Below are 21438 nucleotides of genomic sequence, written 5' to 3' on the forward strand. Positions count from 1 at the left end.
CGGCGGGGCTAGACCAGCCCCAGCAGGCCGGCCGCGCCGCCGAGCGCCACCAGCACCAGCGGATGCACCCGCGTCTTCAGCATCAGCAGCACCGTGCCGGCGGTGACCAGCATCGCCGCCCAGTGCAGGTCGACGCTGCGCGCCAGCACCCAGCCCGACGCGAACATCAGGCCGATGGTCAGCGCCGCCAGAGCGCGCCGGATCAACCCCGGCCAGCGTGCGTGCGGCGAGCGCCCGGAGAAATACTCGAAACACAAGGCGATCAGGCTCGATGGCCCGCAGATGCCGAGCATGGATGTCAGCGCTCCGGCCAGCCCCGCCACCTGCCAGCCGAACAGCGATACGAACAGGATGTTCGGCCCCGGCGCCGCCTGCGAGATCGCGTACATCGCCGAGAACTGCGCATCGGTCAGCCAGCCATTGGCCTCCACCAGATAGCGGTGCATGTCGGGCAGCGTGGTGCTGGCGCCACCGATCGCCAGCAGCGACAGCACGCCGAAATGGGCCAGCAGGCTGCCCAGGATTTCGCCCGGACTCATGCCTGCGCGCCCTTGCCGATGCACCACTCCCACACCAGCGCCAGCGGCACCAGCACGGCCATCACCGGCACCAGTGGCCAGCGCAGCAGGCCGATGGTGACAAAGGCGACAGCGCCGATCAGCACATTGCGCACGGTCATCGACAGGCTCTGCGCCAGCCGGAAGCCGGTGGCCAGCATCAGTCCGGCCGACACCGCCGTCATGCCGGTCAGCATGCGCCGCACCGCGGCGACGTCCTGGTAGTGCTGGTACAGCAGCATCAAACCCATCACCACCCCCATCGGCACCATCACCAGCCCGCTGAACGCGGCCAGCGCGCCGCGCCAGCCGGCAAAACGCAGACCCAGCATCAGCGCCAGGTTGATCACATTGGGGCCGGGCAGCACCTGTCCCAGGCTGAGCAGCTCGACGAAGTCGCGGTCGTCCAGCCAGCGGTTGCGGTCGACCACCGCGCGCCGCACGAAGGGCAGCACGCCGCCGAAGCCGGACAGGCCCATGCGGGCAAACTCGATGAAGAGTTTGCGCGGACCGGGCGCGGGGGCGAGATCGGAAAGCGGGGGGACGGACATGCGGGACGAAGCGAGCGCTGTTTGATTCTTGTTATTTCGGACCGGCTACATTCCCTTATGTCGGGAATTGCAGGCGCAGCACCTGCCAACGGTTTGCTCCCTCTCCCGCAAGCGGGATAGGGAGCAAACCAACAGGGAACTCAGTTGCCGGCCGGCGGCTCCACGCGTACCGGATCGATGCGCGGCTCCTTGAGCTTGGCCTCGATGGACTTGCCCTTGCGCGCGCGCTTGCCCACGTAGGCCTGCAAGGCCACGCCTGCCAGCTTCTGCGAAGTCGGCTTGCCGCCGCGCCCCGCGCCCGAGAGCATCAGTCCCGGCGCGCCGGCGCCCACTGCCTGCAGCAGCTTCTCCTTGGGCTCCAGCTCCATCAGGATCACGCCGCGCCCGCCTGCGGACAGCACCTTCACTTCATCGAGCGCCACCAGCAGCAGGCGGCCGTTGCCGGACAGGCAGGCCGCATGCGTTGCCTCGTCGCCCAGCGGCGCCGGCACCAGCGGCGTGTCGCCGTCATCGAGCGTCAGGAACGACTTGCCGCCCTTCTGCCGGCTGATCATGTCGCCCACCCTGGTCTGGAAGCCATTGCCGCCCGCGGTGGCAATCAGCATGCGCTGCTCGGCAGCGCCCGCGAAGGTATGCGCGACCTGGCTGCCGGACTGCAGCTCGATCAGCGTGGTGATGGGCACCCCGTCGCCGCGCCCGCCAGGCAGGCTGGCGACCGGCACGGAATAGACCCGGCCGTTGGTGCCGAAGGCCAGCAGCACGTCGACGGTGCGGCATTCGAAGGTGCCATAGAGCGCATCGCCGGCCTTGAAGGTGAACTGCTGCGCATCGTGGCCATGGCCCTGGCGCGTGCGCACCCAGCCCTTCTGCGACATCACCACAGTCACCGGTTCGTCGACCACGCGCACTTCGGCCGCGGCGCGGCGTTCTTCCTGGATCAGGGTGCGGCGCGGGTCCTTGTCTTCCGGGCTGTACTGCTTGGCGTCGGTCTCGATCTCCTTGATGATGCGGCGGCGCATCATGGTTTCGGACTTGAGCAGCACGTCCAGATCGGCCTGCTCCTCGCGCAGCTCCTTCAGTTCCTTCTCGATGCGGATCGCTTCCAGGCGCGCCAGCTGGCGCAGCCGGATTTCCAGGATGTCCTCGGCCTGGCGGTCGCTCAGGCCGAAGGCCTCGATCAGCGCCGGTTTGGGCTCGTCGCTCTCGCGGATGATGCGGATCACCTCGTCGATATTGAGCAGCACCAGCATCCGGCCTTCGAGGATATGGATGCGGTCCTCGACCTTGCCCAGGCGGTGGCGCGTGCGGCGCGTGACGGTGTTGAAGCGGAACGCGATCCACTCTGACAGGATCTCGCGCAGGCCCTTCTGGCGCGGACGCCCGTCGGTGCCGATCATGACCAGGTTGATCGGCGCGCCGGATTCCAGGCTGGTATGCGCCAGCAGCGTCTGGATGAACTCCTGCTGGCCAATGTTCTTGCTCTTGGGCTCGAACACCAGCCGCACCGGCGCGTCCTTGCCGGATTCGTCGCGCACCGCGTCCAGCACCGCCAGCATGGCGGCCTTGAGCTGCTGCTGGTCCTGCGTCAGCGCCTTCTTGCCGGTCTTGATCTTGGGGTTGGTGATTTCCTCGATCTCTTCCAGCACCTTCTGCGCCGAGGTGCTCGGCGGCAGCTCGGTCACCACCAGCTGCCACTGGCCGCGCGCCATCTCCTCGATGGTCCAGCGCGCGCGCACCTTCAGGCTGCCGCGGCCGCCTTCGTAGATCTGGGCGATATCGGACGCCGGCGAGATGATCTGGCCGCCGCCCGGGTAGTCCGGCCCCGGCATCAGCGCCAGCAGCTCGGCCAGCGTGATATTGGGATTGCGGATCATCGCCACGGTGGCCGCGGCGACCTCACGCAGGTTGTGCGGCGGGATCTCGGTCGCCATGCCCACCGCGATGCCCGAGGCGCCGTTGAGCAGCACAAACGGCAACCGTGCCGGCAACAGCTTGGGCTCCTGCATCGAGCCGTCGTAGTTGGGGGCGAAATCGACCGTGCCTTCGTCGATCTCATCGAGCAGCAGCCGCGAGATCGGCGTCAGGCGCGCTTCGGTGTAGCGCATCGCCGCCGCGCCGTCGCCATCGCGCGAGCCGAAGTTGCCCTGGCCGTCGATCAGCGGGTAGCGCAGCGAGAAGTCCTGCGCCAGGCGCACCAGCGCGTCATAGGCGGACTGGTCGCCGTGCGGGTGGAACTTGCCCAGCACGTCGCCGACCACGCGCGCGGACTTGACCGGCTTGGCGTCGGCGCGCAGGCCCATCTCGTGCATCGAGAACAGGATGCGCCGCTGCACCGGCTTCTGGCCGTCGGCCACCTCGGGCAGCGCGCGGCCCTTGACCACGCTGACGGCGTAGTCAAGGTAGGCGCGCTCGGCGTAGCGCGCCAGCGTCAGCGAATCGGCCGGCTCTTCAGGTTGAAACGTGATGTCTTGTTGTTCCATGGGTAGGCAAGAATTCGGCGCGCCACGTTGAACTGCCGGCGCGCCGGGTTGCTTGTTGTTCGGGTATGCCGGTCAGGGCATGGGGCGGCGCCCGCCGATGACCATCTTCACGCGCGGGCCGTCCGCGCTGGCGCTGGCGCGCTTGAGCACCGCGCCCTGCTGCGGCTGGTACAGCCGGTAAAACTGCAGCACGGTGCTGACATACTGCCGGGTCTCCGGGTAAGGCGGAATGCGGTTGTTGTAGCGCTGCACCGCGCCCTCGCCGGCGTTATAGGCAGCCAGCACCAGCTCCAGGTTGTTCGGGAACAGCTGCATCAGCCAGCTCAGGTAGCGCACGCCCGCGGTGATATTGGTGCGTGGATCGGCCAGCTTCTGCTCGACGGTGCGGCGCGCATCGGCGCTCACGCCGAAGCGCGCGCCGGTGTCGGGGATCACCTGCATCAGGCCGATCGCGCCCTTGGGCGACACCGCGCCCGGGTTGAAACCCGACTCCACCGCCATCACCGCCTTGACCAGCGCCGGGTCGACGTCCTGCTTGCCGGCGATCTGGTGGATCAGCGGCTCGACGGTCTTGATATTGGGATGGTTGACGACGTAGCGGTACAGCTTGTGCTGCTCCAGGTCGATGTCCGCGCCAGCGGCCGCCTGCGACTGCCGCGCCGCCAGGCGCCCGGTATCCAGCTTGCCGCCGTCCTTCATGAACAGCTTGTAGCGCGCATCGAGCTTCTGGTCGGCAAAGTGCGCCACGCCGTCGGCATCGATAAAGCCCCACAGCTCGGCATGCGCCGCCGGCACGAAGGCGAGCCCGGCCAGCGCCACGACGGCCGCCGCCGCCTTGCGCCATGGTTTGCCGGGAGTTCTCTTCGTCATCGTGCGTTCCGGATTGCTGTCAGTTGGCGACCATCGGGAATGACGGCCAGGGAAACTGGGGATTATCTACCCAATCCCCGGCCGACGCTTACCGTCCAGGTGCCGCTCACTTCCCTCAGATATCGGCCTCGACCTCGTTGCCCTTCTCTTCCAGCCAGCTGCGGCGTTGCGCGGCCTCGCCCTTGCCCATCAGCATATTCATCATCTCGACGGTCTGCGGCAGGTCGAATTCGCCCAGCGACACGGGCAGCAAGCGCCGCGTGTCGGGGTTCATGGTGGTTTCCCAGAGCTGCTCGGCGCTCATTTCGCCCAGGCCCTTGAAGCGGGAAATCTGCCACGAGTTTTCCTTGACGCCGTCCTTGAGCAGCTTGTCCTGGATCGCCAGCAGCTCGCCTTCGTCCAGCGCGTACAGCTTCTGCGCCGGCTTCTTGCCACGCGCGGGCGCGTCGACGCGGAACAGCGGCGGACGCGCCACACAGACGTTGCCGGTATCGATCAGCTTGGGGAAGTGCCGGAAGAACAATGTCAGCAGCAGCACCTGGATATGCGCGCCGTCCACGTCCGCGTCGGACAGGATGCAGATCTTGCCGTAGCGCAGGTTGGACAGGTCGGGCTCGTCGTTGGCGCCGTGCGGGTCCACGCCGATCGCCACCGCGATGTCGTGCACTTCGTTGTTGGCAAAGAGGCGGTCACGCTCGGTCTCCCAGGTATTGAGCACCTTGCCGCGCAGCGGCAGGATGGCCTGGAACTCCTTGTCGCGGCCCATCTTGGCCGAGCCGCCGGCGGAGTCGCCCTCGACCAGGAACAGCTCGTTGCGGGTCACGTCGGTGGACTCGCAGTCGGTCAGCTTGCCGGGCAGCACGGCCACGCCGGAGCCCTTTTTCTTCTCGACCTTCTGCGCGGCGCGCGTGCGCGCCTGCGCCTGGCGGATCACCAGCTCGGCCAGCTTCTTGCCGTACTCGACATGGTGGTTCAGCCACAGCTCCAGCGCCGGGCGGCTGAAGGTGGACACGAGCCGCACCGCGTCGCGGCTGTTCAGGCGCTCCTTGATCTGGCCCTGGAACTGCGGATCCAGCACCTTGGCCGAGAGCACGAACGAGGCGCGCGCAAACACGTCTTCGCTCATCAGCTTGACGCCCTTGGGCTGCAGCGCGTGCATCTCGATAAAGCTCTTGACCGCCTGGAACAGGCCTTCGCGCAGGCCGGATTCATGCGTGCCGCCGGCCGGCGTGGGGATCAGGTTGACGTAGGACTCGCGCACCGGCGCGCCGTCTTCGGTCCATGCCACCACCCAGGAGGCGCCTTCGCCGTCGGCAAAGCCTTCTTCGCCGGGATTGGCGTCGGGGTCAGCGAAATGCTCGCCCTCGAACATCGGGATCACCAGCTCGGCGCCACTGCCCTGCGCCAGCGCCTCGACCAGGTAGCCCTTCAGCCCCTGGTCGTATTGCCAGGTCTGGCGCTCGCCGGTCTTCTCGGTCACCAGCGTGACCTTGACGCCCGGCAGCAGCACGGCCTTGCTGCGCAGCAGGCGCTGCAGCTCGGCCAGCGGGATCGCGGCCGAGTCGAAATACTTGGCATCCGGCCACACCTGCACGCGGGTGCCGCTTTTCTTCTCGCCACGCTCGATCTTGCGCGAGGCCAGCGGCACGGTCACGTCGCCGCCGGAGAAGGTCAGCGTCGAGCACATGCTGTCGCGCCACACGGTCACGTCCATCTGCGTCGACAAGGCATTGGTCACCGACACGCCCACGCCGTGCAGGCCGCCCGAGAAGGCATAGGCGCCGCCCTTGCCCTTGTCGAACTTGCCGCCGGCGTGCAGCCGGGTGAAGACGATCTCGACCACCGGCACGCCTTCTTCCGGATGGATGCCCACCGGGATGCCGCGGCCGTCGTCCTCCACGCTGAGGCTGCCGTCGCGATGCAGGGTCACCAGGATCTCGGAGCCGTGGCCGCCGAGGGCCTCGTCCGAGGCGTTGTCGATCACCTCCTGCACGATGTGCAGGGGGTTGTCGGTCCGGGTGTACATGCCGGGACGCTGCTTGACCGGCTCCAGGCCCTTCAGGACCCGGATGGAAGATTCGCTGTACTGACTGGTTTTGCTCGCCATGGAGTCGCTACGAAAGTGATGGTCCCGGCTGCCACGAGGCGCACAACTGTGCACGCGCCGGGGCACCGGGCACTGCATTGTAATGGAAGCGGGCGACGGCAATCCCGCCAAAAAGGCGCTCGCCCTACCAGCCCGCGCCGGCGCCGCTTTGCCGGGCCGCCGCCACTTTTTGCCAGGGCGCCCCAACCCGGCCGGCCTCGCGGGCGGCGCAGTACGCGTTTTCCCGAGCCGGAGTAAACTCGCCACCACCCGGCCCCGGCAAGCCTGATTGCCGTCCCGGCACGGACAACAACAAGCACACACAATCCCTGTCGGCGCCGCCCTACCCGGCGGGACTGCCGCACACCGAGCCAAGACATGCAGAACCGACAACTCTCCCTGACCACCGTCCTCGTGTGCGGTGGGCTGCTCGTCACGCTTTCAATGGGCATCCGGCACGGCTTCGGCCTGTTCAACCTGCCGATCACGCAGGCCCATGGCTGGAACCGCGAGACCTTCGCCTTTGCCCTGGCGCTGCAGAACCTGATGTGGGGCGCCAGCCAGCCCTTTGCCGGGGCGCTGGCCGACAAGTTCGGCGCGCTGCGCATCATGCTGGTCGGCGTGGCGCTGTACGTGGCCGGGCTGGCGGTGATGGCACTGGCCACCAGCGGCACCGCCTTTGCCACCGGCGCCGGCGTGATGATCGGCATCGCCCAGTCCGGCACCACCTACAGCATCGTCTACGGCGTGATCGGCCGCGTGGCCAGCCCCGAGAAGCGGGTCTGGGCCATGGGCATCGCCGCCGCCGCGGGCTCGTTCGGCCAGTTCCTGATGATCCCGGTAGAACAGGGCCTGATCTCCGGCCTGGGCTGGCAGAACGCGCTGTACGTGATGGCGCTGATGGCCTGCGTGATGCTGCCGCTGGCGCTGACACTGCGCGAGCCGCGCGAAGCGGCCCACACCGGCGGCCACCACCAGACCATCGGCCAGGCCGTGCACGAAGCCTTCGGCAACCGCAACTTCCAGCTGCTGACGCTGGGCTACTTCGTGTGCGGCTTCCAGGTGGTGTTTATCGGCGTGCACCTGGCGCCGTACCTGAAGGACCAGGGCCTGACCGACCCGAAAGTCGCCGTCGTGGCGCTGGCGCTGATCGGGCTGTTCAATGTATTCGGCACCTATACCGCCGGCGCGCTGGGCCAGCGCCTGCCCAAGCGCTACCTGCTGTCCGCCATCTATGTGACGCGCTCGGTGGTGATCGCCGGCTACCTGCTGCTGCCGCTGACGGTGGCCAGCACCTGGGTGTTCGCGGCGCTGATGGGCTTCCTGTGGCTGTCCACGGTGCCGCTGACCAACGGCATCATCGCCCAGGTGTTCGGCGTGAAATACCTGTCAATGCTGTCGGGCGTGGTGTTCTTCTCGCACCAGATCGGCAGCTTCCTGGGGGCCTGGCTGGGCGGCTACCTCTATGACCGCACCGGCGGCTACAACACGGTGTGGCTGATCTCGATCGCGCTGGGCGTGGTGGCCGCGCTGGTGAACCTGCCGATCCGCGAGCAGGCGCTGGTGCGCGCGCAGCCGGCGGCGGCATGATGACAGCGGCCCGCGTCCGCGTGGCGAAGGCAGCCGGGCTGGCGGTGCTGGCCGGGCTGCTGGCGCTGGGGTTCGTGGGCTACCTGCGGCCGGGTTTTATGGTCGATCTGACCAATATGGTGTTGGCGTGGTGCGGGTGACGCAGCCAGGCGCTCACACGCCCTCGCCCTTCGACTTCGCTTCCAGCACTTCCCAGCGCTCCAGCGCTTCCAGCAGTTCCATCTCGATCTCGTCGTGCCGGGTGCCCAGCTGCACGGCCTTGGGCGCATCGCTGACATAGAGCGAACCGTCTTCCAGCTGCGCCGAGATCGCCTTCTGCTCCGTTTCCAGCGCGGCAATGCGCTCCGGCAGGCCGTCCAGCTCGCGCTGTTCCTTGTACGACAGCTTGACGGTCCGGTTGGCGCCGCGCGCCTCGCGCGAGTCCTTGCCCTTTACCGGCTCCGCCGCCTTCTGCTCCGGCTTGCGCGCGGCCTGCAGCGCCGCGCTGCGGGCCGACTGCTCGACCCAGTCGGAATATCCGCCCACCGACTCGCGCCACACGCCATCGCCCTCGGCGGCCAGGGTCGAGGTCACCACGTTGTCCAGGAATGCGCGGTCGTGCGAAACCAGGAACACGGTGCCGCTGTAGTCCTGCAGCAGTTCTTCCAGCAGTTCCAGCGTGTCAATATCAAGATCGTTGGTGGGCTCGTCCAGCACCAGCACATTGGCCGGGCGCGCAAACAGGCGCGCCAGCAGCAGCCGGTTGCGCTCGCCGCCAGACAGCGACTTGACCGGCGAGCGCGCACGTTCCGGCGCGAACAGGAAGTCGCCCAGGTAGCTCATCACATGCTTGCGCTGGCCGTTGACCTCGACCCAGTCGCTGCCCGGGCTGATGGTGTCGGCCAGCGAGCGCTCCAGGTCCAGCGCGGTGCGCATCTGGTCGAAGTACGCTACCTGCAGGTTGCTGCCATTGCGCACGGTGCCGCTGTCCGGCGCCAGTTCGCCCAGGATCAGCCGCAGCAGCGTGGTCTTGCCGGCGCCGTTGGGGCCGATCAGGCCGACCTTGTCGCCGCGCATGATGGTGGCGGTGAAGTCGCGCACCACCACCTTGTCGCCATAGGCCTTGCTGACGCCGGTCAGCTCCGACACGATCTTGCCGGAGCGGTCGGCCTGTGACACCTCCAGCTTGACGTTACCCTGGACTTCACGGCGCGCGGCGCGCTCGTTGCGCATCGCCACCAGCCGCTGGATGCGCGACACGCTGCGCGTGCGGCGCGCCTCCACCCCCTTGCGGATCCACACTTCCTCCTGCGCCAGCAGCTTGTCGAACTTGGCCTGCTCGACCTGCTCGGCCGCCAGCATCTCTTCCTTGCGCGCCTGGTAGGCGGCGAAGTTGCCGGGGAAGGACACCAGCCGGCCGCGGTCCAGTTCGATGATGCGCGTGGCCACGCGGTCGAGGAAGGCGCGGTCGTGAGTGATCAGCAGCACGCTGCCGCGAAAGCCCAGCAGCAGGTCTTCCAGCCAGCGGATCGCTTCCACGTCGAGGTGGTTGGTAGGTTCATCCAGCAGCAGGATGTCGGGCTCGGCCACCAGCGCCTGCGCCAGCGCCACGCGTTTCTGCAGGCCGCCGGACAGTGCCTCGACGCGCGTGTGCGAATCCAGCCCCAGCCGTGCCAGCGTAGTTTCGACGCGGGTGCGCAACTGCCAGGCGCCGGCGGCGTCCAACTCGGACTGCAGCCGATGCAATTCGGCCAGCGCGGCTTCGTCGTCGTGGCTCTCGGCCACACGGTCGGCGGCGGCCTCGTAGCGCACCAGCAGGTCGTGCGCATCGCCCATGCCCTGGGAGACGGCGTCGAACACGGTGATGCCCGCCTCGAACTGCGGCTCCTGCGGCACGTAGGCGCTGGTCACGCCGCTCTGGCGCGCGATCAGCCCGTCGTCCGGCGCCGACAGCCCCGCCACGATCTTCAGCAGCGAGGACTTGCCCGAGCCGTTGCGCCCGATCAAACCCACGCGCTCGCCGGCCTCCAGCGAAAAGTCGGTGTGATCGAGCAGGGCCACGTGCCCGAAGGCAAGCTGGGCGTCGGTAATGGAAAACAGGGCCATGGGAGAAAGACGAGACGACGAGAGAAAGGAGGGACGGCCTGGCAGCCAGGGCTGGCGTGGCACGGCAGCCCGCATTGTAGACGACCGGGGCCGGGCCAAGGCTGGCCCCAAAAAAGAAGGGCCCGCGCACTGCGGGCCCAAGAGTCTCTCCTCGGTGCCCTGCTCGCAAGGCACGAAACCAGCATAACAACGCCCCCCTGCCCGCTCCAGTCGGAAAAGTCCGTAAGGGAAAGCCCCGTCAACCGCGATTTCCGGACGCCGCCGCGGCAAATTGGTACGGCCAAGGCACTCATGCGAAGATGTCGGCCGTGCCAATGGCCTGCCGCCAACCTCATGACCACCGCTTCACTGAAATTGTCCGACCTGTCCGTGTCTGCGCTCGTCGCCGGGCTGGTCGCCACGCTCACCGGCTATACCAGTTCGCTGGTGCTGATGATCCAGGCCGGCCACGCCGCCCACCTGACCGATGCCCAGATCTCCTCCTGGATCTGGGCGCTGTCGATGGGCATGGGGATCACCACCATCGGCCTGTCGCTGGCGCTGCGCGTGCCGATCGTGGTGGCCTGGTCCACGCCCGGCGCCGCGCTGCTGATCGCCAGCCTGCCCGGCGTGCCCTACGCGGAAGCCATCGGCGCCTTCCTGCTGGCCGGGCTGATGATGGCCGCGGCCGGCATGACCGGCTGGTTCGACAAGCTGATGCGCGCCCTGCCGGCCAGCATCGCCTCTGCCCTGCTGGCCGGCATCCTGTTCCGCATCAGCGTGGATGTGTTCGTGCAGGCGCAGCACCAGATCGTGCTGCTGCTGGCGATGTTCGCCGCCTACCTGCTCGGGCGGCGGCTGTGGCCGGCCTATGCGGTGCCAGGGGTGCTGCTGACGGGAGCGGTGATCGCCAGCGTGCTCGGCCAGCTCGATTTCTCGGGCGTGCGGCTGGCGTTGGCGGTGCCGGTGTGGACCACGCCGGCGTTCTCGCTGTCGGCCTTGGTCAGCATGGCGGTTCCGCTGTTCATCGTGGCGCTGGCCTCGCAGAACATCCCCGGGCTGGCCGTGCTGCAAGCCGACGGCTACCACGTGCCGGCCTCGCGCCTGATCTCGATCACCGGCCTGACCTCGGCCGTGCTGGCGCCGTTCGGCTCGCACGGCGTCAACCTAGCGGCGATCACCGCCGCCATCTGCACCGGCCCGCAGGCCGACCCCGACCGCAACCGCCGGTATACCGCGGCCGTGGTCTGCGGCGTGGGCTACCTGGTCGCGGGCACGCTGGCCGCCAGCATCGCGGCGCTGTTTACCGCCTTTCCGCAAGCGCTGGTGGTGGGTGTGACCGCGTTCGCGCTGATGGGCTCAATCGCCAACGGCCTGACCGTGGCCATGCAAATTCCGGCTGAGCGCGAAGCCGCGCTGCTGACCTTCATGATCACGGCGTCCGGCATGACCCTGGCGGGTGTCGGCTCTGCGTTCTGGGGCGTGGTGGGCGGCATGCTGGCGTTCCACGTGCTGCGCCAGCGCGCCGCCTGAGCATCGCGCTTGAGGCGCTAGAGCATCAGGAAAGCCACGTCCGCGTAGCTGATATGGTCGGGCGACACGCCCCTGCGGCGCTGGAACAAGACATGCTGCAGCACGCGGTCGCGGTGGGCCGCGAAGGTTTCCGGATCCAGGTTCAAGGCCACGCGCGCGTAGTGCTCGGCCATCAGCTTGTAGACGCGATGGCGCACCTGCAGCATCTCGCTCGCCGCCTGGAGCCGGCTCATTTCCCCCATATGGTCGTCGTCCAGCTGGCGCATGCTGACCACCACCCGGGCATGCATGCCCCGATAGCGATCGACCTCCGCATGGGCCTTGCGCAACTCCTCGCGCAGCGACCGCACTTCCTGCAACAGCTTCAGGTTGTGCTGCACGCCGCGTTGGATGCGCGAGGCCTCTTCCAGTGCGTGGTCCGCCGCGGCGATGGTGTCCTGCCACGGATTCGCGTCCGGTGCGGGCTCCCCGTCCCCGGACTGCGAAGACGTCCAGGCGGACGTGCCGTCGATGCCATTGTGATGCATACCGCTCCCCTTACCCCATGCCCGCCGCCGGCATCGTGAGGTTCGTGCCGGCTTGGTCGGGCTGACTACCGCGACTGCCTTGTAGGACTTTCTTGTGCCGCGGGCCGGCCATGCGCCCGCTTGTTTTCGCCTTTATAGCCACATTCAATCCCCCATTGCCGCTTTGCACAACCACCGCAAGGGAGGGACGCGGCTTTGGCGCAACATGCGGGGGCGCTAAGATGCCGGCTTCGGCCCATTTCGGCCCACCCATTTGTGCGCTCTCATGAACGGATACCTGCTCCTCGCCCTCGCCATCGTCGCCGAAGTCATCGCCACCAGCAGCCTGAAGGCGTCACAAGGCTTTACGCGGCTGGTCCCCAGCGTGCTGGTCGTGACCGGCTATGTGGCGGCGTTCTATTTGCTGATGCTGGTGATGCGGACAGTGCCGGTGGGGATTGCCTATGCGATCTGGAGCGGGGCCGGGATCGTGCTGGTGTCGCTGATCGCGGTGGTGCTGTACCGGCAGGTGCCGGACCTGGCGGCTTGCGCTGGGATTGGTCTGATTATTGCCGGCGTCGCCGTCATTCAGCTGTTTTCGAAGACGAGCGCGCATTGATCGTGGGCGACATGCAACCCTACCTGGGTAACCTAAACCGCGTATATGCAGTTGAAGTGCTCAATGGCAAGCGCGCCCTGAGTCTGGCCATGATTCGGCGGCTGCACCGTGACCTGAAGATTCCTGCCAACGTACTGATCGCCGAGCGCAGTGAGGCGTGAGCACCGGCGCAGCGGCTGGTGCGCGTGCTAGCCAAAGCGCGCATCGATCTGCGTCCTGGCCCAGTCCGAGGCATGCTGCCATGCCTCGCCTTCGCTGAAGAACTGGCCCGGAACAAGATGGTGATCGAAGACCTTGAGCGGCGCTCCATCTGCCGCTTTCGCGCAGATGGTCACCTCACCTTGCCAGGGCCCGCCAACGCCAAGGGACGTTGCCGATGCTTCATACCAGTGGTCGCGGTAATACGTGAACCCTTGGAGATCCATGTCTTTCTCCACCAGTGAGAGCTCAGGAAATACTAGTCGTTGGCGTCGCCTGAAGTGGCCTGGTCAATCTCCCGTTTCGCGGACGCATAGGCGTTATCGATCGCGACCGATTCCGAAGGAGCAAGCGCCCCAGTGTTGTGCCGGTGTCCGTGACCGCGGATGCCATATGACCAGTCCCACTGGCCGCTCGCGTCCTTTTTGGCCTGGATTGAGATCTCTCGGCCCTTGTATTTCAGTTCCATGGCGAGCTCTCCGGAGATTGGAGGATTGTTGGGCAACGGCATGTTGTCCCGGCAGATCAGTCGCCCCGCCGCTTGTCCTCATGCCGCGTCAGGCATTTCTGCAGGAAGCGGAACAGGTTAGTGCCGCAATGCACATGGACACGCGGCAGGCCGAAAGGGTTGTCATCGGCACGCGCCAGCCCGCGCTGCGTCAGCGTGGCGTTGTTGTAGCCGGCCTCGCGCACCATTTCCCGGTGCACCGCCTGCTGTTCGCCATAAGGGTAGCAAAACGCCGTGACCGGCATCGCCACCAAGGCCTCCAGCGCTGCCTTGGAGGTTTCAATCTGCCGGCGGGCTTCCGCCAGCGGCAATGCCGGCAGGTGCACGTGGTCGACCGTATGGGCGCCAACCTCCTGGCCGAGGCGGGCCCATTCCCGCACCTCTTCGGCGTTCATCAGCGGAGCAGGCGGCACGCCTTGGCTGGCGTCCCAGACATTGCTGCCGTCGATCTGGCCGGACACAAAGTAATTGGTGGCACTAAAGCCGAACTCCGCCAGGACGGGCAGCGCATGCCGGTGGACATTGCGGAATCCGTCGTCAAACGTGATCCCGAACACTTTGCCGGTAGACTCGCCCCGAACATAGGGCATGAGTTCGCGCATCGACAGGCCGCGATAGCCCAGCCGGCGCATCCAGGCGATCTGCTGGCGGAACTGCGCGGGACTGACGGTCAGGCCACGAAACGGCGCGCCGTGGGGCGGCACGATATCAATCTGGTGATAGGTCAGGATCGGGATCGACATGACGGGCGAAGCGCGCGGTTACTGGCTGGGGCTCTGGGTCAGCGCGGCTGGCAGGGGTTGAGGCCGCGCTCCCGGCTCGAGAACCGCGTGGTACACGGCGAGTGTGCCGGCGACGAAGGTATCCATGCCAAAGTACGCCCGACTCTTTGACCGGGCAGCCTCACCCATCTCGGCCAGCCGCTCAGGCGCCGACAGGATTTGCTCCAGCCGCGCCCGTAGTGCCGCGATGTTGGCGCATGGCACCACCCAGCCGTCCTGCCCGTCGGTCACGTTCTCAGGCAGGCCGCCGGCATCGGAAACCAGTGCCGGCAGGCCCATCGCCATGGCTTCGCGGCAGGCAAACGACAACGTCTCGCTCCGCGACAGCACAAAGGCGGTATGCCCTGCCGCCAGGGTGGGGCGAACATCGTCCAGCAAGCCCGTAAAAACGACCTGATCGCCGAGTCCCAGCGCCGCGACCTTCCCCGTCATGCATGGCAAGGGCGCTTCGCCAGCCAGGATCACACGCACACCACTACGCAAGTGGGCGGGCAATTGTGCAACGGCTTCCAGCAGGTCCGTCCAGCCCTTCTCGTAGCGGGTACCCGCGGTACTGACGAAGACCGTGCATGCCGAGCCGGCACCGAAGTATCGCGCCCGCAGCGCATCGGCCTCCGCCGGCGCCGGCGGTGCAAAGTGCCCCATGTCGATGCCATGGGACACGGTGGTCACCGGCACACGGCTGTACGGGGAGGTACGCAGCTTCCGGGCGACATAGTCGCTGACCGCAATCACATGGTGGGTACCAAGGCACGCGCGCAGCCAGTTGCCGACACTGTTGCTGCGGTGATCGTTGTGCTTTGTATAGACAACGCGCGGCCGGCGCAAGGCAACCAGGCGCACGAGCATGACCAGCTTGTGATCGGCTGAACCGTTGACATGGATGATATCGAAGCGCCCAAGGGTGATGATCCGCCAGAGCGCCCACAACTCGCGCAGCCAGCGCAGGCCTCTCGGCGCAAAATCAACCGCCGCCACCTCGACGTCTGCGTGCCCACTGGCAAGCCGGAACAGACGGCTGGTCCGGGGAGCCGCCACGGTCACTTCATGTGCCGGCGCCAGCCCTGCCAGCAGGTTGATGACATAGGTGTCATGCCCTCCACCGTTTCCCCGGTGAAAGTTCGTGAACAGCACTCGCAATTCTTTCTCCACCGCCGGCATTCCTTTGTTGCCAGACTAGCATTCAATCATTACAGCAAATTACAGAACCACCCATGAGGGTTCGCCCGAAGCCCCAGCGGGCGGGTCCGCTTTGATCCACATTTTCCGCCTTCTTCGGCAAAAATCGCCAAAACAGCGGCGGGATAGCCATCACATTGCCTCGGGATTGGCAGCTACCAGCATCGCACAGCTATCGATCGTGCCACTGTCGTAACATTCCGTAACGTGTTGAGAATGCTTCTCGTTGACAGCATCTGCAAGCCGCAGATACCGTCCGTTCTAGGCCGGCCACCTCGGCACCGTGCGACTTTTCATCGAGAAGAAGCTGGCCCGCCACAACCGGCACAGCCACTTCTACTGGTCGGCCTATCGGGCCGAACTGGCTGTCTGCCCCCTAATTCGAGGGATGCACAAAACGCGGGATAAAATGGCGGCATCGGCATTCACGAGACACTCCATGCCCCGCAACCTGCAGGTCGAACTCCTACGAATTATGTGCTGCTTCGCGGTGATTATGATCCACGTGTCACCGGAATATGTGCTGACCGGCAAGCACAACCACACCGCACTAGCGCTGCAATCAGTCGTTCGGGCCGGCCTGCCGGTCTTCTTCATCATCAGCGGCTACTTCCTGCTGAACCAGCCAATCACCTCACTTCGCAAGTTCTACGCGAACAGACTGCCTGCTGTGATCGTGCCGTTCCTGATCTATGGCTACATCCACTTCTTCATGGTCCACAATATGTGGCACCTGGCGGGATCACTGCGCGTGTTTTTTGATCCGGGGCAGATCCTCGAATTTCTGCGGCTCGTCGCGCTCGGGCCAGCGTTCAACTACCAGCCGCTAATGAGCCAGCACTTCTGGTTCGTCTACTGGATCGTCGGCCTGTATATCATTACGCCGGGGCTGAAGATCCTGATGGACTCGATCACGCCGAACCGCGCTCTGCCGGCGATGTTCGCCTTGGTGGCCCTTCATGCTTACAACCTGTACGTCAGGCAGCCGGCAGTCTTCCTGCCGAGCATCAACGTCTGGCTGCTCTACTACATTGTCGGCGGGTTGCTGTTCCGGATCGATCGGGAGCGATACAAGTTCGTCGCGCTTGCGCTAATCCCAGCCATGTACGTCGTCACAGCGACGGCCACGGTCTATAGAGCCAAGCACGGACTGCCAGGAGATCTGTACGTGGACGGGCTAAACATGATCGTCCTCACCGCGGCCATCTTCTATTTCTTCAACTCTCTGACGGTCAGCAGATTCCCCAAGGCCATCACATTCCTGTCCGAGCGGACATATGGCATCTACTTGTCGCACATCTTCATCTACTATTTCTTCAACGACAAGGTGAAGGCTGTTTTCGAAAACAGCATGGTATGGGCGCTCGCCACAGGCGTGCTGGTGTTCGTGCTTGCCGCCGCGCTGGCTACGTTAGTCGACCTCCTGATCGTCAGCCCCCTAATCAGGAAAATGAAGATGCTCAGCGCTGCCAATTGCATATCCCGGCTCCGAAACTCCTGACAGGGTGCAGCGCGCAGTTTCCTCAGGCTCTACCCAGCCGACGCCATGGTCGCAGAACCTGATCCTATCCCGCCTCGCGTCGCAAAAACCAGTTGAATTGCCCTATTCGAGCGATGTGGCGAAGCCTGCAACATGCGATTCTCACCCCTTGCCGAGAAATCGGTACCACTTGCGCATTGAGCATTTTTTTTGGGGGTATGGGCGTGCGGCTTCAGGGCTGGCAAGGTGGGAAGATGGCCGTGTGCCCTAAACGTCGAGAGACATTGATACAATCGCGCGTCCCATAACAACAACCTGCCTTCCATGCAACGCAGCCTGCTTGCGGAGTCTGACGCAGCACTTTTCCAAAACACAACAACAAGCGCAGACCGGGCGGGCTTCTCCCACCCCCAATACAGACCCGACATCGACGGGTTAAGGGCAGTGGCTGTTCTGTCTGTGGTCGCCTTCCACGCCTTTCCTTACTGGATGAAAGGCGGCTTCATTGGCGTCGACATATTTTTCGTCATTTCGGGCTTTCTGATCTCCACAATCATCTTCCAGAACCTCGATAGGGGCACCTTCAGCTTCTTCGAGTTCTACGCCCGACGGATCAAGCGGATTTTCCCATCGCTGCTGATCGTACTGATCTGTTGCTATGCCTTCGGCTGGTTTTCACTACTATCGGAAGAGTTTAAGCAGCTCGGCAAGCACATCGCAGCTGGCGCTGGGTTCGTCTCAAATCTCGTTCTCTGGAGCGAATCCGGCTACTTCGACAATTCCGCTGACACAAAGCCCCTGCTCCATCTATGGAGCTTGGGCATCGAAGAGCAGTTCTATATTGTCTGGCCGCTGTTGCTATGGGTCGCGTGGAAGCGGAAGTTCAACTTAGCCACGATTGCCGCGATCATTGGACTTGCATCGTTCTATCTAAATCTGAAAGGAATCAAACACGACGCGACGGCAACGTTCTATTCGCCGCAAACGCGGTTCTGGGAACTGCTTGCAGGAAGCTTGCTGGCGTGGTTCGTTCTCTACAAGAAGCAGGACTGCCAGCAACTCGGCCTGCGCGTCGATCGTGTGCTGGCGCGCATCATCTATTCGGTCGATCGAAAGGATGACGGGACAACGCTTGCCAACGCACTGTCAGTCGCGGGCATATTGCTGCTCTGCTTCGGATTCTGGCACATCAGCAAGGAATTTAGCTTTCCCGGTAAGTGGGCGATCGTTCCCGTGATTGGGGCTGTGTTCATCATTGCCGCCGGACCGAACGGCTGGGCCAACAAGAACTTACTGTCCCACCCTGTTGCCGTCTGGGCTGGCCTGATCAGCTTTCCGCTCTACCTGTGGCACTGGCCACTGCTCTCCTTCGCCCGCATCATCGAGGCCGGCGTGCCATCCCGTGGCATTCGGATCGGTGCGGTGCTAGCGGCGATCGTGCTGGCGTGGCTGACAGTTCAGATTGTTGAGAAGCATGTCCGCCATGGTAGCTTCACGAAACTCAAAGTCTTCGTCCTAGCCTCGCTAATGACTGGCGTAGGATACGTTGGCTATGACGCCTTCGAACAGAACGGCTACAAGGAACGCTTCATCAACGTCATGAACGTCGGCGTCAACGAAGCGCTCTCGTACAACTGGTTTATAGGTTTCCGTTACGGCGAGTGCTTTTTGGACACTCAAAACGACAGAGTCAAGCACTTTGCGGACCATTGCGGATCCAACCGCGACAATCACAAATCGCTGCTGATGATCTGGGGCGATTCGCACGCTGCATCTCTGTACCAGGGATTTGCCAACAATTCCGCATCCCACAACTACAACCTTGCACAGTTCACTGCAAGCGGCTGCCCACCCATTCTCGGTTTCAATGTCAGTCAGAAGAAAGACTGCGTGAATCTGAACGAGTTCACACTAGGGAGGATCCGCGAGCTGAAACCTGACACACTCGTTATGGCCGCAAACTGGTCGATGTACGACGGGGCCAGCACCTGGGAAAAGCTCGATACGAACAAACTGGCAGCGACCATCGACGTTGTCAAACAGGCTGGCGTGAAGAATGTCATCCTCGTCGGCAGCCTGCCCGTATATACGGTCAGCCAGCCGGAGATGCTAAAGCGGGCTCATGTGTGGAGTATGATCGAGACTCGCACCTACCGAAACTTCAACCCCGCGGCGTTATCTACGACCGACCAGATTCGTGCGGTGGCGACGAGCACGAAGGTGCAATTCGTGAACCCGCTGGAATACATGTGCGACAAGAGAGGCTGCCTGCTGTCCCTGTCTGAGGACAAGGTTCTTCCCTTGTCCTATGATTACGGGCACCTCACTACAATTGGCTCTGACTATCTGGTAACGAAGTTCTTCGAGCACAACGCAATCACTGCGGAATGACATCCTCGACACGACGCAAAAGATGCGCCGTGGCTTGTCTACCGTGACTTGGCTTCCACCCGCACACTTTGGCGCCTGCACGGTGGTGGGCCAGAATGACTCCATGTGGACAAGGCAGACGTGCTGACGGACGATGCGGCCAAAGGCACTGCAGTCATGTCGTCACCTCGGCGAACGTCGATTCGGCGCGAAGCCTTGATTTACTTGGGGAAGGAGAACTTTGGCGAACTGCCGCGAACTATTCTGTGGTCCCGCCGACAGGCACCCATGGTTCCTTCCGATCAGGAGGCCGTGGCACTGAACTCCCAGTTCAGCCTAGGCACTTGGGTTTGTGATCACTGACTTTAGAAAGACTCTTGGGCCCCTCTAGCGGCAGGCTCGCCCATTGAAAGATGAACAACAACACCACCGGTAAGAGTCTTACCGGATTTTTTGAAGTCGGCCCAAAACAGACAAGGGGGTACCTTGGCTGGCGTGGAGCGACGAGCGAGGCGACCTTTCAGCCCGTTTGTCCCCTCCCCTCCTCGCATATTGGGCCTTTCTAGTCCCACATCTTCCGAGGATTTCAAATGGTGGATTCGCAACGATCCCAATGGCTTGCTCGGGCGGCGCGGATGCTAGGATGCCCCCCGAGGGTACCTCGTCTCATCCAAGGGGCAAGTACGAACTATTCACGCCACTTTAAGTGGTGCCCAGTTTTTGACCAAGACTCCGCTTAATGCTCTGATCAATGTGCCAACGCGGCAAACTCGCCGCAGTAAGAGCTTCGTCGCTCCAGAGACGTTTCATTTCCTCAAGGCTCCACTTGCCGGTTTGCTTTAGGCCACGGACACTCATAACTGTCTCGATTAATTGTTGCTCGAACCATTCCTGTACCACCTCGCGAACTGATGCGTTGGCCCCTGGAACATGCGCGTACATAATAGCCCACCGATCTACCAAGTCGGTGAACGCCATAAAATCCTCGTTGATAATAAGAAGGTTCTGCTCCATAAGAAAACGAGCCGCGCGATCCTCCAGATCAGGCGGCGTCCGACTTCCATCTGCAGCATTTACCCACTTCACCTCAGGACCATCAAACGAATCGACTGACTTCCCAGTCATTTCTCCGGATTCCGCTATAAGCGCATATATCTCCCCAGATCCCCCCCTTGCCACCCGAGGGGCGATTCCCCACTCTCTTTAAATCACCCGGACGCGACTCACCCCCCACCATCCTTAACTCATCGTTTATTATCACATCTCCGTTATTAGTGGGCCGCGCAGACGAGAATCTAAGCAGGTCCCGAATATCCCTCAAACGCTCAAGAATTTTCTGCTTGTAGTTTCTATCTACATTATGAGATCCGATACTCTCCTGCAGCAATCATATCTCCTCCGGCATGTTAAGCACGAAACTCTGAAGCCCACCGCGCCCAGTCGATTGGCTCATTATTAATCAAGAGATGAGTGCACGCTGTATTTGCTGCAACAAGACAATCCTCAGAAGAATTCTGCTCAATATAAATTACAACACGATCCGACCCAAAGATAACTCCGAACATCTGGAGCCTCGCAACACCACCGCCGCTGCGCAGAACCATCTCATAGAGCTCATTTTGATAGAGAGCTGCAATGTGGCCACCTGAGGCATAGTGTCCCGAGTCTCGGTCCACCTCGGCTTTCAGAATCCACCAATGCGCGGTAGCCCCTGAGATCGTTACATATCCCTTTGATTCTGCGTTTCGATCGAGCCATGGCCCTTGGCCCTCAACGACACGAAGAAAATTATGCTTCGTATCCGATCGAGGGTTCTCCATCCTTCCCGTGCCTGTACCTTTACTCCACGTGGAAAGCGAAAATATCTAGTATTTAAATAGCGAAGAATCCAGCGCGAGCGCATCGCTGTGCCTGGCCGGGCCGCCGACATCAGCCCGGCCACGCCCGTGACGCTGATCTGCGGCCCGAACGGCGCCGGCAAGTCCAGCATCCAGGAAGCCGTGCGCATGGCACTGGCCGGGGAGAGCGTGCGCGTCAGCCTCAAGAAGGAATACGGCCAGCTGCT

18 protein-coding genes and 2 pseudogenes are annotated in these 21438 nt (G+C 63.7%); 8 read left to right on the forward strand and 12 right to left on the reverse strand.

Annotation, left to right across the window (positions count from 1 at the left end):
• Positions 1 to 8 precede the first annotated feature (8 nt).
• From AC1Q7H_RS00270 to AC1Q7H_RS00290, 5 genes are all read right to left on the reverse strand, one after another.
• The gene (locus AC1Q7H_RS00270; RefSeq protein WP_211979999.1) at positions 9 to 539 is read right to left on the reverse strand and encodes a chromate transporter; all 531 of its coding nucleotides are present in this window, start codon (positions 537 to 539) and stop codon (positions 9 to 11) included.
• Positions 536 to 1108 (reverse strand): chromate transporter, encoded by a 573-nt coding sequence (locus tag AC1Q7H_RS00275; protein WP_013957463.1) that lies wholly within the window; start codon positions 1106 to 1108, stop codon positions 536 to 538. Before AC1Q7H_RS00275 ends, AC1Q7H_RS00270 begins: the two co-directional genes overlap by 4 nt.
• Positions 1109 to 1248: 140 nt before the next feature.
• Positions 1249 to 3588 (reverse strand): DNA topoisomerase IV subunit A, encoded by a 2340-nt coding sequence (parC, locus tag AC1Q7H_RS00280; protein ID WP_492380808.1) that lies wholly within the window; start codon positions 3586 to 3588, stop codon positions 1249 to 1251.
• Positions 3589 to 3660: 72 nt separating this feature from the next.
• A complete protein-coding gene (locus AC1Q7H_RS00285; protein WP_013957465.1) occupies positions 3661 to 4458 on the reverse strand; it encodes a lytic transglycosylase domain-containing protein in 798 nt (265 codons plus the stop codon).
• Positions 4459 to 4573: 115 nt separating this feature from the next.
• On the reverse strand, positions 4574 to 6565 hold the full coding sequence (locus AC1Q7H_RS00290; protein WP_013957466.1) for a DNA topoisomerase IV subunit B: 1992 nt from the start codon (positions 6563 to 6565) through the stop codon (positions 4574 to 4576).
• 357 nt (positions 6566 to 6922) lie between these two features.
• Between AC1Q7H_RS00290 and AC1Q7H_RS00295 the strand changes: the two genes are divergently transcribed.
• Positions 6923 to 8134 (forward strand): MFS transporter, encoded by a 1212-nt coding sequence (locus tag AC1Q7H_RS00295; RefSeq protein ID WP_492378328.1) that lies wholly within the window; start codon positions 6923 to 6925, stop codon positions 8132 to 8134.
• Positions 8131 to 8274 (forward strand): hypothetical protein, encoded by a 144-nt coding sequence (locus tag AC1Q7H_RS00300; protein WP_153953659.1) that lies wholly within the window; start codon positions 8131 to 8133, stop codon positions 8272 to 8274. The genes AC1Q7H_RS00295 and AC1Q7H_RS00300 overlap by 4 nt, the downstream gene beginning before the upstream one ends.
• A 13-nt stretch (positions 8275 to 8287) precedes the next feature.
• On the opposite strand, the gene AC1Q7H_RS00305 is transcribed toward AC1Q7H_RS00300, so the two are convergent.
• Positions 8288 to 10219, reverse strand: coding sequence for an ATP-binding cassette domain-containing protein (locus AC1Q7H_RS00305; RefSeq protein WP_211980002.1), 1932 nt, complete (start codon positions 10217 to 10219; stop codon positions 8288 to 8290).
• 333 nt (positions 10220 to 10552) lie between these two features.
• Between AC1Q7H_RS00305 and AC1Q7H_RS00310 the strand changes: the two genes are divergently transcribed.
• A complete protein-coding gene (locus tag AC1Q7H_RS00310; RefSeq protein ID WP_211980003.1) occupies positions 10553 to 11731 on the forward strand; it encodes a benzoate/H(+) symporter BenE family transporter in 1179 nt (392 codons plus the stop codon).
• Between the two features lie 17 nt (positions 11732 to 11748).
• Here AC1Q7H_RS00310 and AC1Q7H_RS00315 read toward each other — a convergent pair whose 3' ends face one another.
• Entirely contained in the window at positions 11749 to 12258 is a 510-nt protein-coding gene (locus tag AC1Q7H_RS00315) for a hypothetical protein (RefSeq protein WP_211980004.1), read from the reverse strand.
• Between the two features lie 265 nt (positions 12259 to 12523).
• Between AC1Q7H_RS00315 and AC1Q7H_RS00320 the strand changes: the two genes are divergently transcribed.
• On the forward strand, positions 12524 to 12856 hold the full coding sequence (locus AC1Q7H_RS00320; protein ID WP_010813574.1) for a DMT family transporter: 333 nt from the start codon (positions 12524 to 12526) through the stop codon (positions 12854 to 12856).
• A gap of 2 nt (positions 12857 to 12858) precedes the next feature.
• Positions 12859 to 13017, forward strand: a pseudogene (locus AC1Q7H_RS00325) (transcriptional regulator); the annotation flags it as partial.
• 27 nt (positions 13018 to 13044) lie between these two features.
• On the opposite strand, the gene AC1Q7H_RS00330 reads toward AC1Q7H_RS00325, so the two are convergent.
• From AC1Q7H_RS00330 to AC1Q7H_RS00345, 4 genes are read right to left on the reverse strand one after another with little or no spacing between them, the layout of a single operon-like run.
• Positions 13045 to 13281 (reverse strand): hypothetical protein, encoded by a 237-nt coding sequence (locus AC1Q7H_RS00330; protein WP_041228032.1) that lies wholly within the window; start codon positions 13279 to 13281, stop codon positions 13045 to 13047.
• A 32-nt stretch (positions 13282 to 13313) separates the two neighbouring features.
• On the reverse strand, positions 13314 to 13523 hold the full coding sequence (locus AC1Q7H_RS00335; protein ID WP_018313432.1) for a hypothetical protein: 210 nt from the start codon (positions 13521 to 13523) through the stop codon (positions 13314 to 13316).
• Positions 13524 to 13579: 56 nt separating this feature from the next.
• Complete coding sequence (locus AC1Q7H_RS00340; RefSeq protein ID WP_211980006.1) at positions 13580 to 14305, reverse strand: polysaccharide deacetylase family protein; 726 nt, start codon at positions 14303 to 14305, stop codon at positions 13580 to 13582.
• Positions 14306 to 14323: 18 nt separating this feature from the next.
• Entirely contained in the window at positions 14324 to 15505 is a 1182-nt protein-coding gene (locus tag AC1Q7H_RS00345) for a glycosyltransferase family 4 protein (protein ID WP_211980007.1), read from the reverse strand.
• Between the two features lie 457 nt (positions 15506 to 15962).
• Here AC1Q7H_RS00345 and AC1Q7H_RS00350 point away from each other — a divergent pair, with 457 nt between their 5' ends.
• Both AC1Q7H_RS00350 and AC1Q7H_RS00355 read left to right on the forward strand, forming a co-directional pair.
• On the forward strand, positions 15963 to 17024 hold the full coding sequence (locus tag AC1Q7H_RS00350; RefSeq protein WP_492380809.1) for an acyltransferase: 1062 nt from the start codon (positions 15963 to 15965) through the stop codon (positions 17022 to 17024).
• 303 nt (positions 17025 to 17327) lie between these two features.
• Positions 17328 to 19394 (forward strand): acyltransferase family protein, encoded by a 2067-nt coding sequence (locus AC1Q7H_RS00355; protein ID WP_492380810.1) that lies wholly within the window; start codon positions 17328 to 17330, stop codon positions 19392 to 19394.
• A 681-nt stretch (positions 19395 to 20075) separates the two neighbouring features.
• Here AC1Q7H_RS00355 and AC1Q7H_RS00360 read toward each other — a convergent pair.
• A complete protein-coding gene (locus tag AC1Q7H_RS00360) occupies positions 20076 to 20498 on the reverse strand; it encodes a hypothetical protein (RefSeq protein WP_492380811.1) in 423 nt (140 codons plus the stop codon).
• Between the two features lie 821 nt (positions 20499 to 21319).
• On the opposite strand from AC1Q7H_RS00360, the pseudogene AC1Q7H_RS00365 reads away from it, so the two are divergent.
• Positions 21320 to 21388, forward strand: a pseudogene (locus AC1Q7H_RS00365) (AAA family ATPase); the annotation flags it as partial.
• Positions 21389 to 21438: the final 50 nt, after the last annotated feature.

The organism is Cupriavidus sp. GW823-FHT06D04 (assembly GCF_058795055.1).

Excerpts from the sequence above, each read along its gene's own strand:
- AC1Q7H_RS00295 (WP_492378328.1), top strand. The coding sequence starts at position 6,923 with ATGCAGAACCGACAACTCTCCCTGACCACCGTCCTCGTGTGCGGTGGG.
- AC1Q7H_RS00275 (WP_013957463.1), bottom strand. The coding sequence starts at position 1,108 with ATGTCCGTCCCCCCGCTTTCCGATCTCGCCCCCGCGCCCGGTCCGCGC.
- AC1Q7H_RS00290 (WP_013957466.1), bottom strand. The coding sequence starts at position 6,565 with ATGGCGAGCAAAACCAGTCAGTACAGCGAATCTTCCATCCGGGTCCTG.
- AC1Q7H_RS00315 (WP_211980004.1), bottom strand. The coding sequence starts at position 12,258 with ATGCATCACAATGGCATCGACGGCACGTCCGCCTGGACGTCTTCGCAG.
- AC1Q7H_RS00355 (WP_492380810.1), top strand. The coding sequence starts at position 17,328 with ATGCAACGCAGCCTGCTTGCGGAGTCTGACGCAGCACTTTTCCAAAAC.
- AC1Q7H_RS00345 (WP_211980007.1), bottom strand. The coding sequence starts at position 15,505 with ATGCCGGCGGTGGAGAAAGAATTGCGAGTGCTGTTCACGAACTTTCAC.
- AC1Q7H_RS00330 (WP_041228032.1), bottom strand. The coding sequence starts at position 13,281 with ATGGATCTCCAAGGGTTCACGTATTACCGCGACCACTGGTATGAAGCA.
- AC1Q7H_RS00305 (WP_211980002.1), bottom strand. The coding sequence starts at position 10,219 with ATGGCCCTGTTTTCCATTACCGACGCCCAGCTTGCCTTCGGGCACGTG.
- AC1Q7H_RS00320 (WP_010813574.1), top strand. The coding sequence starts at position 12,524 with ATGAACGGATACCTGCTCCTCGCCCTCGCCATCGTCGCCGAAGTCATC.
- AC1Q7H_RS00335 (WP_018313432.1), bottom strand. The coding sequence starts at position 13,523 with ATGGAACTGAAATACAAGGGCCGAGAGATCTCAATCCAGGCCAAAAAG.
- AC1Q7H_RS00350 (WP_492380809.1), top strand. The coding sequence starts at position 15,963 with ATGCCCCGCAACCTGCAGGTCGAACTCCTACGAATTATGTGCTGCTTC.
- AC1Q7H_RS00360 (WP_492380811.1), bottom strand. The coding sequence starts at position 20,498 with ATGACTGGGAAGTCAGTCGATTCGTTTGATGGTCCTGAGGTGAAGTGG.
- parC (WP_492380808.1), bottom strand. The coding sequence starts at position 3,588 with ATGGAACAACAAGACATCACGTTTCAACCTGAAGAGCCGGCCGATTCG.
- AC1Q7H_RS00285 (WP_013957465.1), bottom strand. The coding sequence starts at position 4,458 with ATGACGAAGAGAACTCCCGGCAAACCATGGCGCAAGGCGGCGGCGGCC.
- AC1Q7H_RS00270 (WP_211979999.1), bottom strand. The coding sequence starts at position 539 with ATGAGTCCGGGCGAAATCCTGGGCAGCCTGCTGGCCCATTTCGGCGTG.
- AC1Q7H_RS00340 (WP_211980006.1), bottom strand. The coding sequence starts at position 14,305 with ATGTCGATCCCGATCCTGACCTATCACCAGATTGATATCGTGCCGCCC.
- AC1Q7H_RS00310 (WP_211980003.1), top strand. The coding sequence starts at position 10,553 with ATGACCACCGCTTCACTGAAATTGTCCGACCTGTCCGTGTCTGCGCTC.
- AC1Q7H_RS00300 (WP_153953659.1), top strand. The coding sequence starts at position 8,131 with ATGATGACAGCGGCCCGCGTCCGCGTGGCGAAGGCAGCCGGGCTGGCG.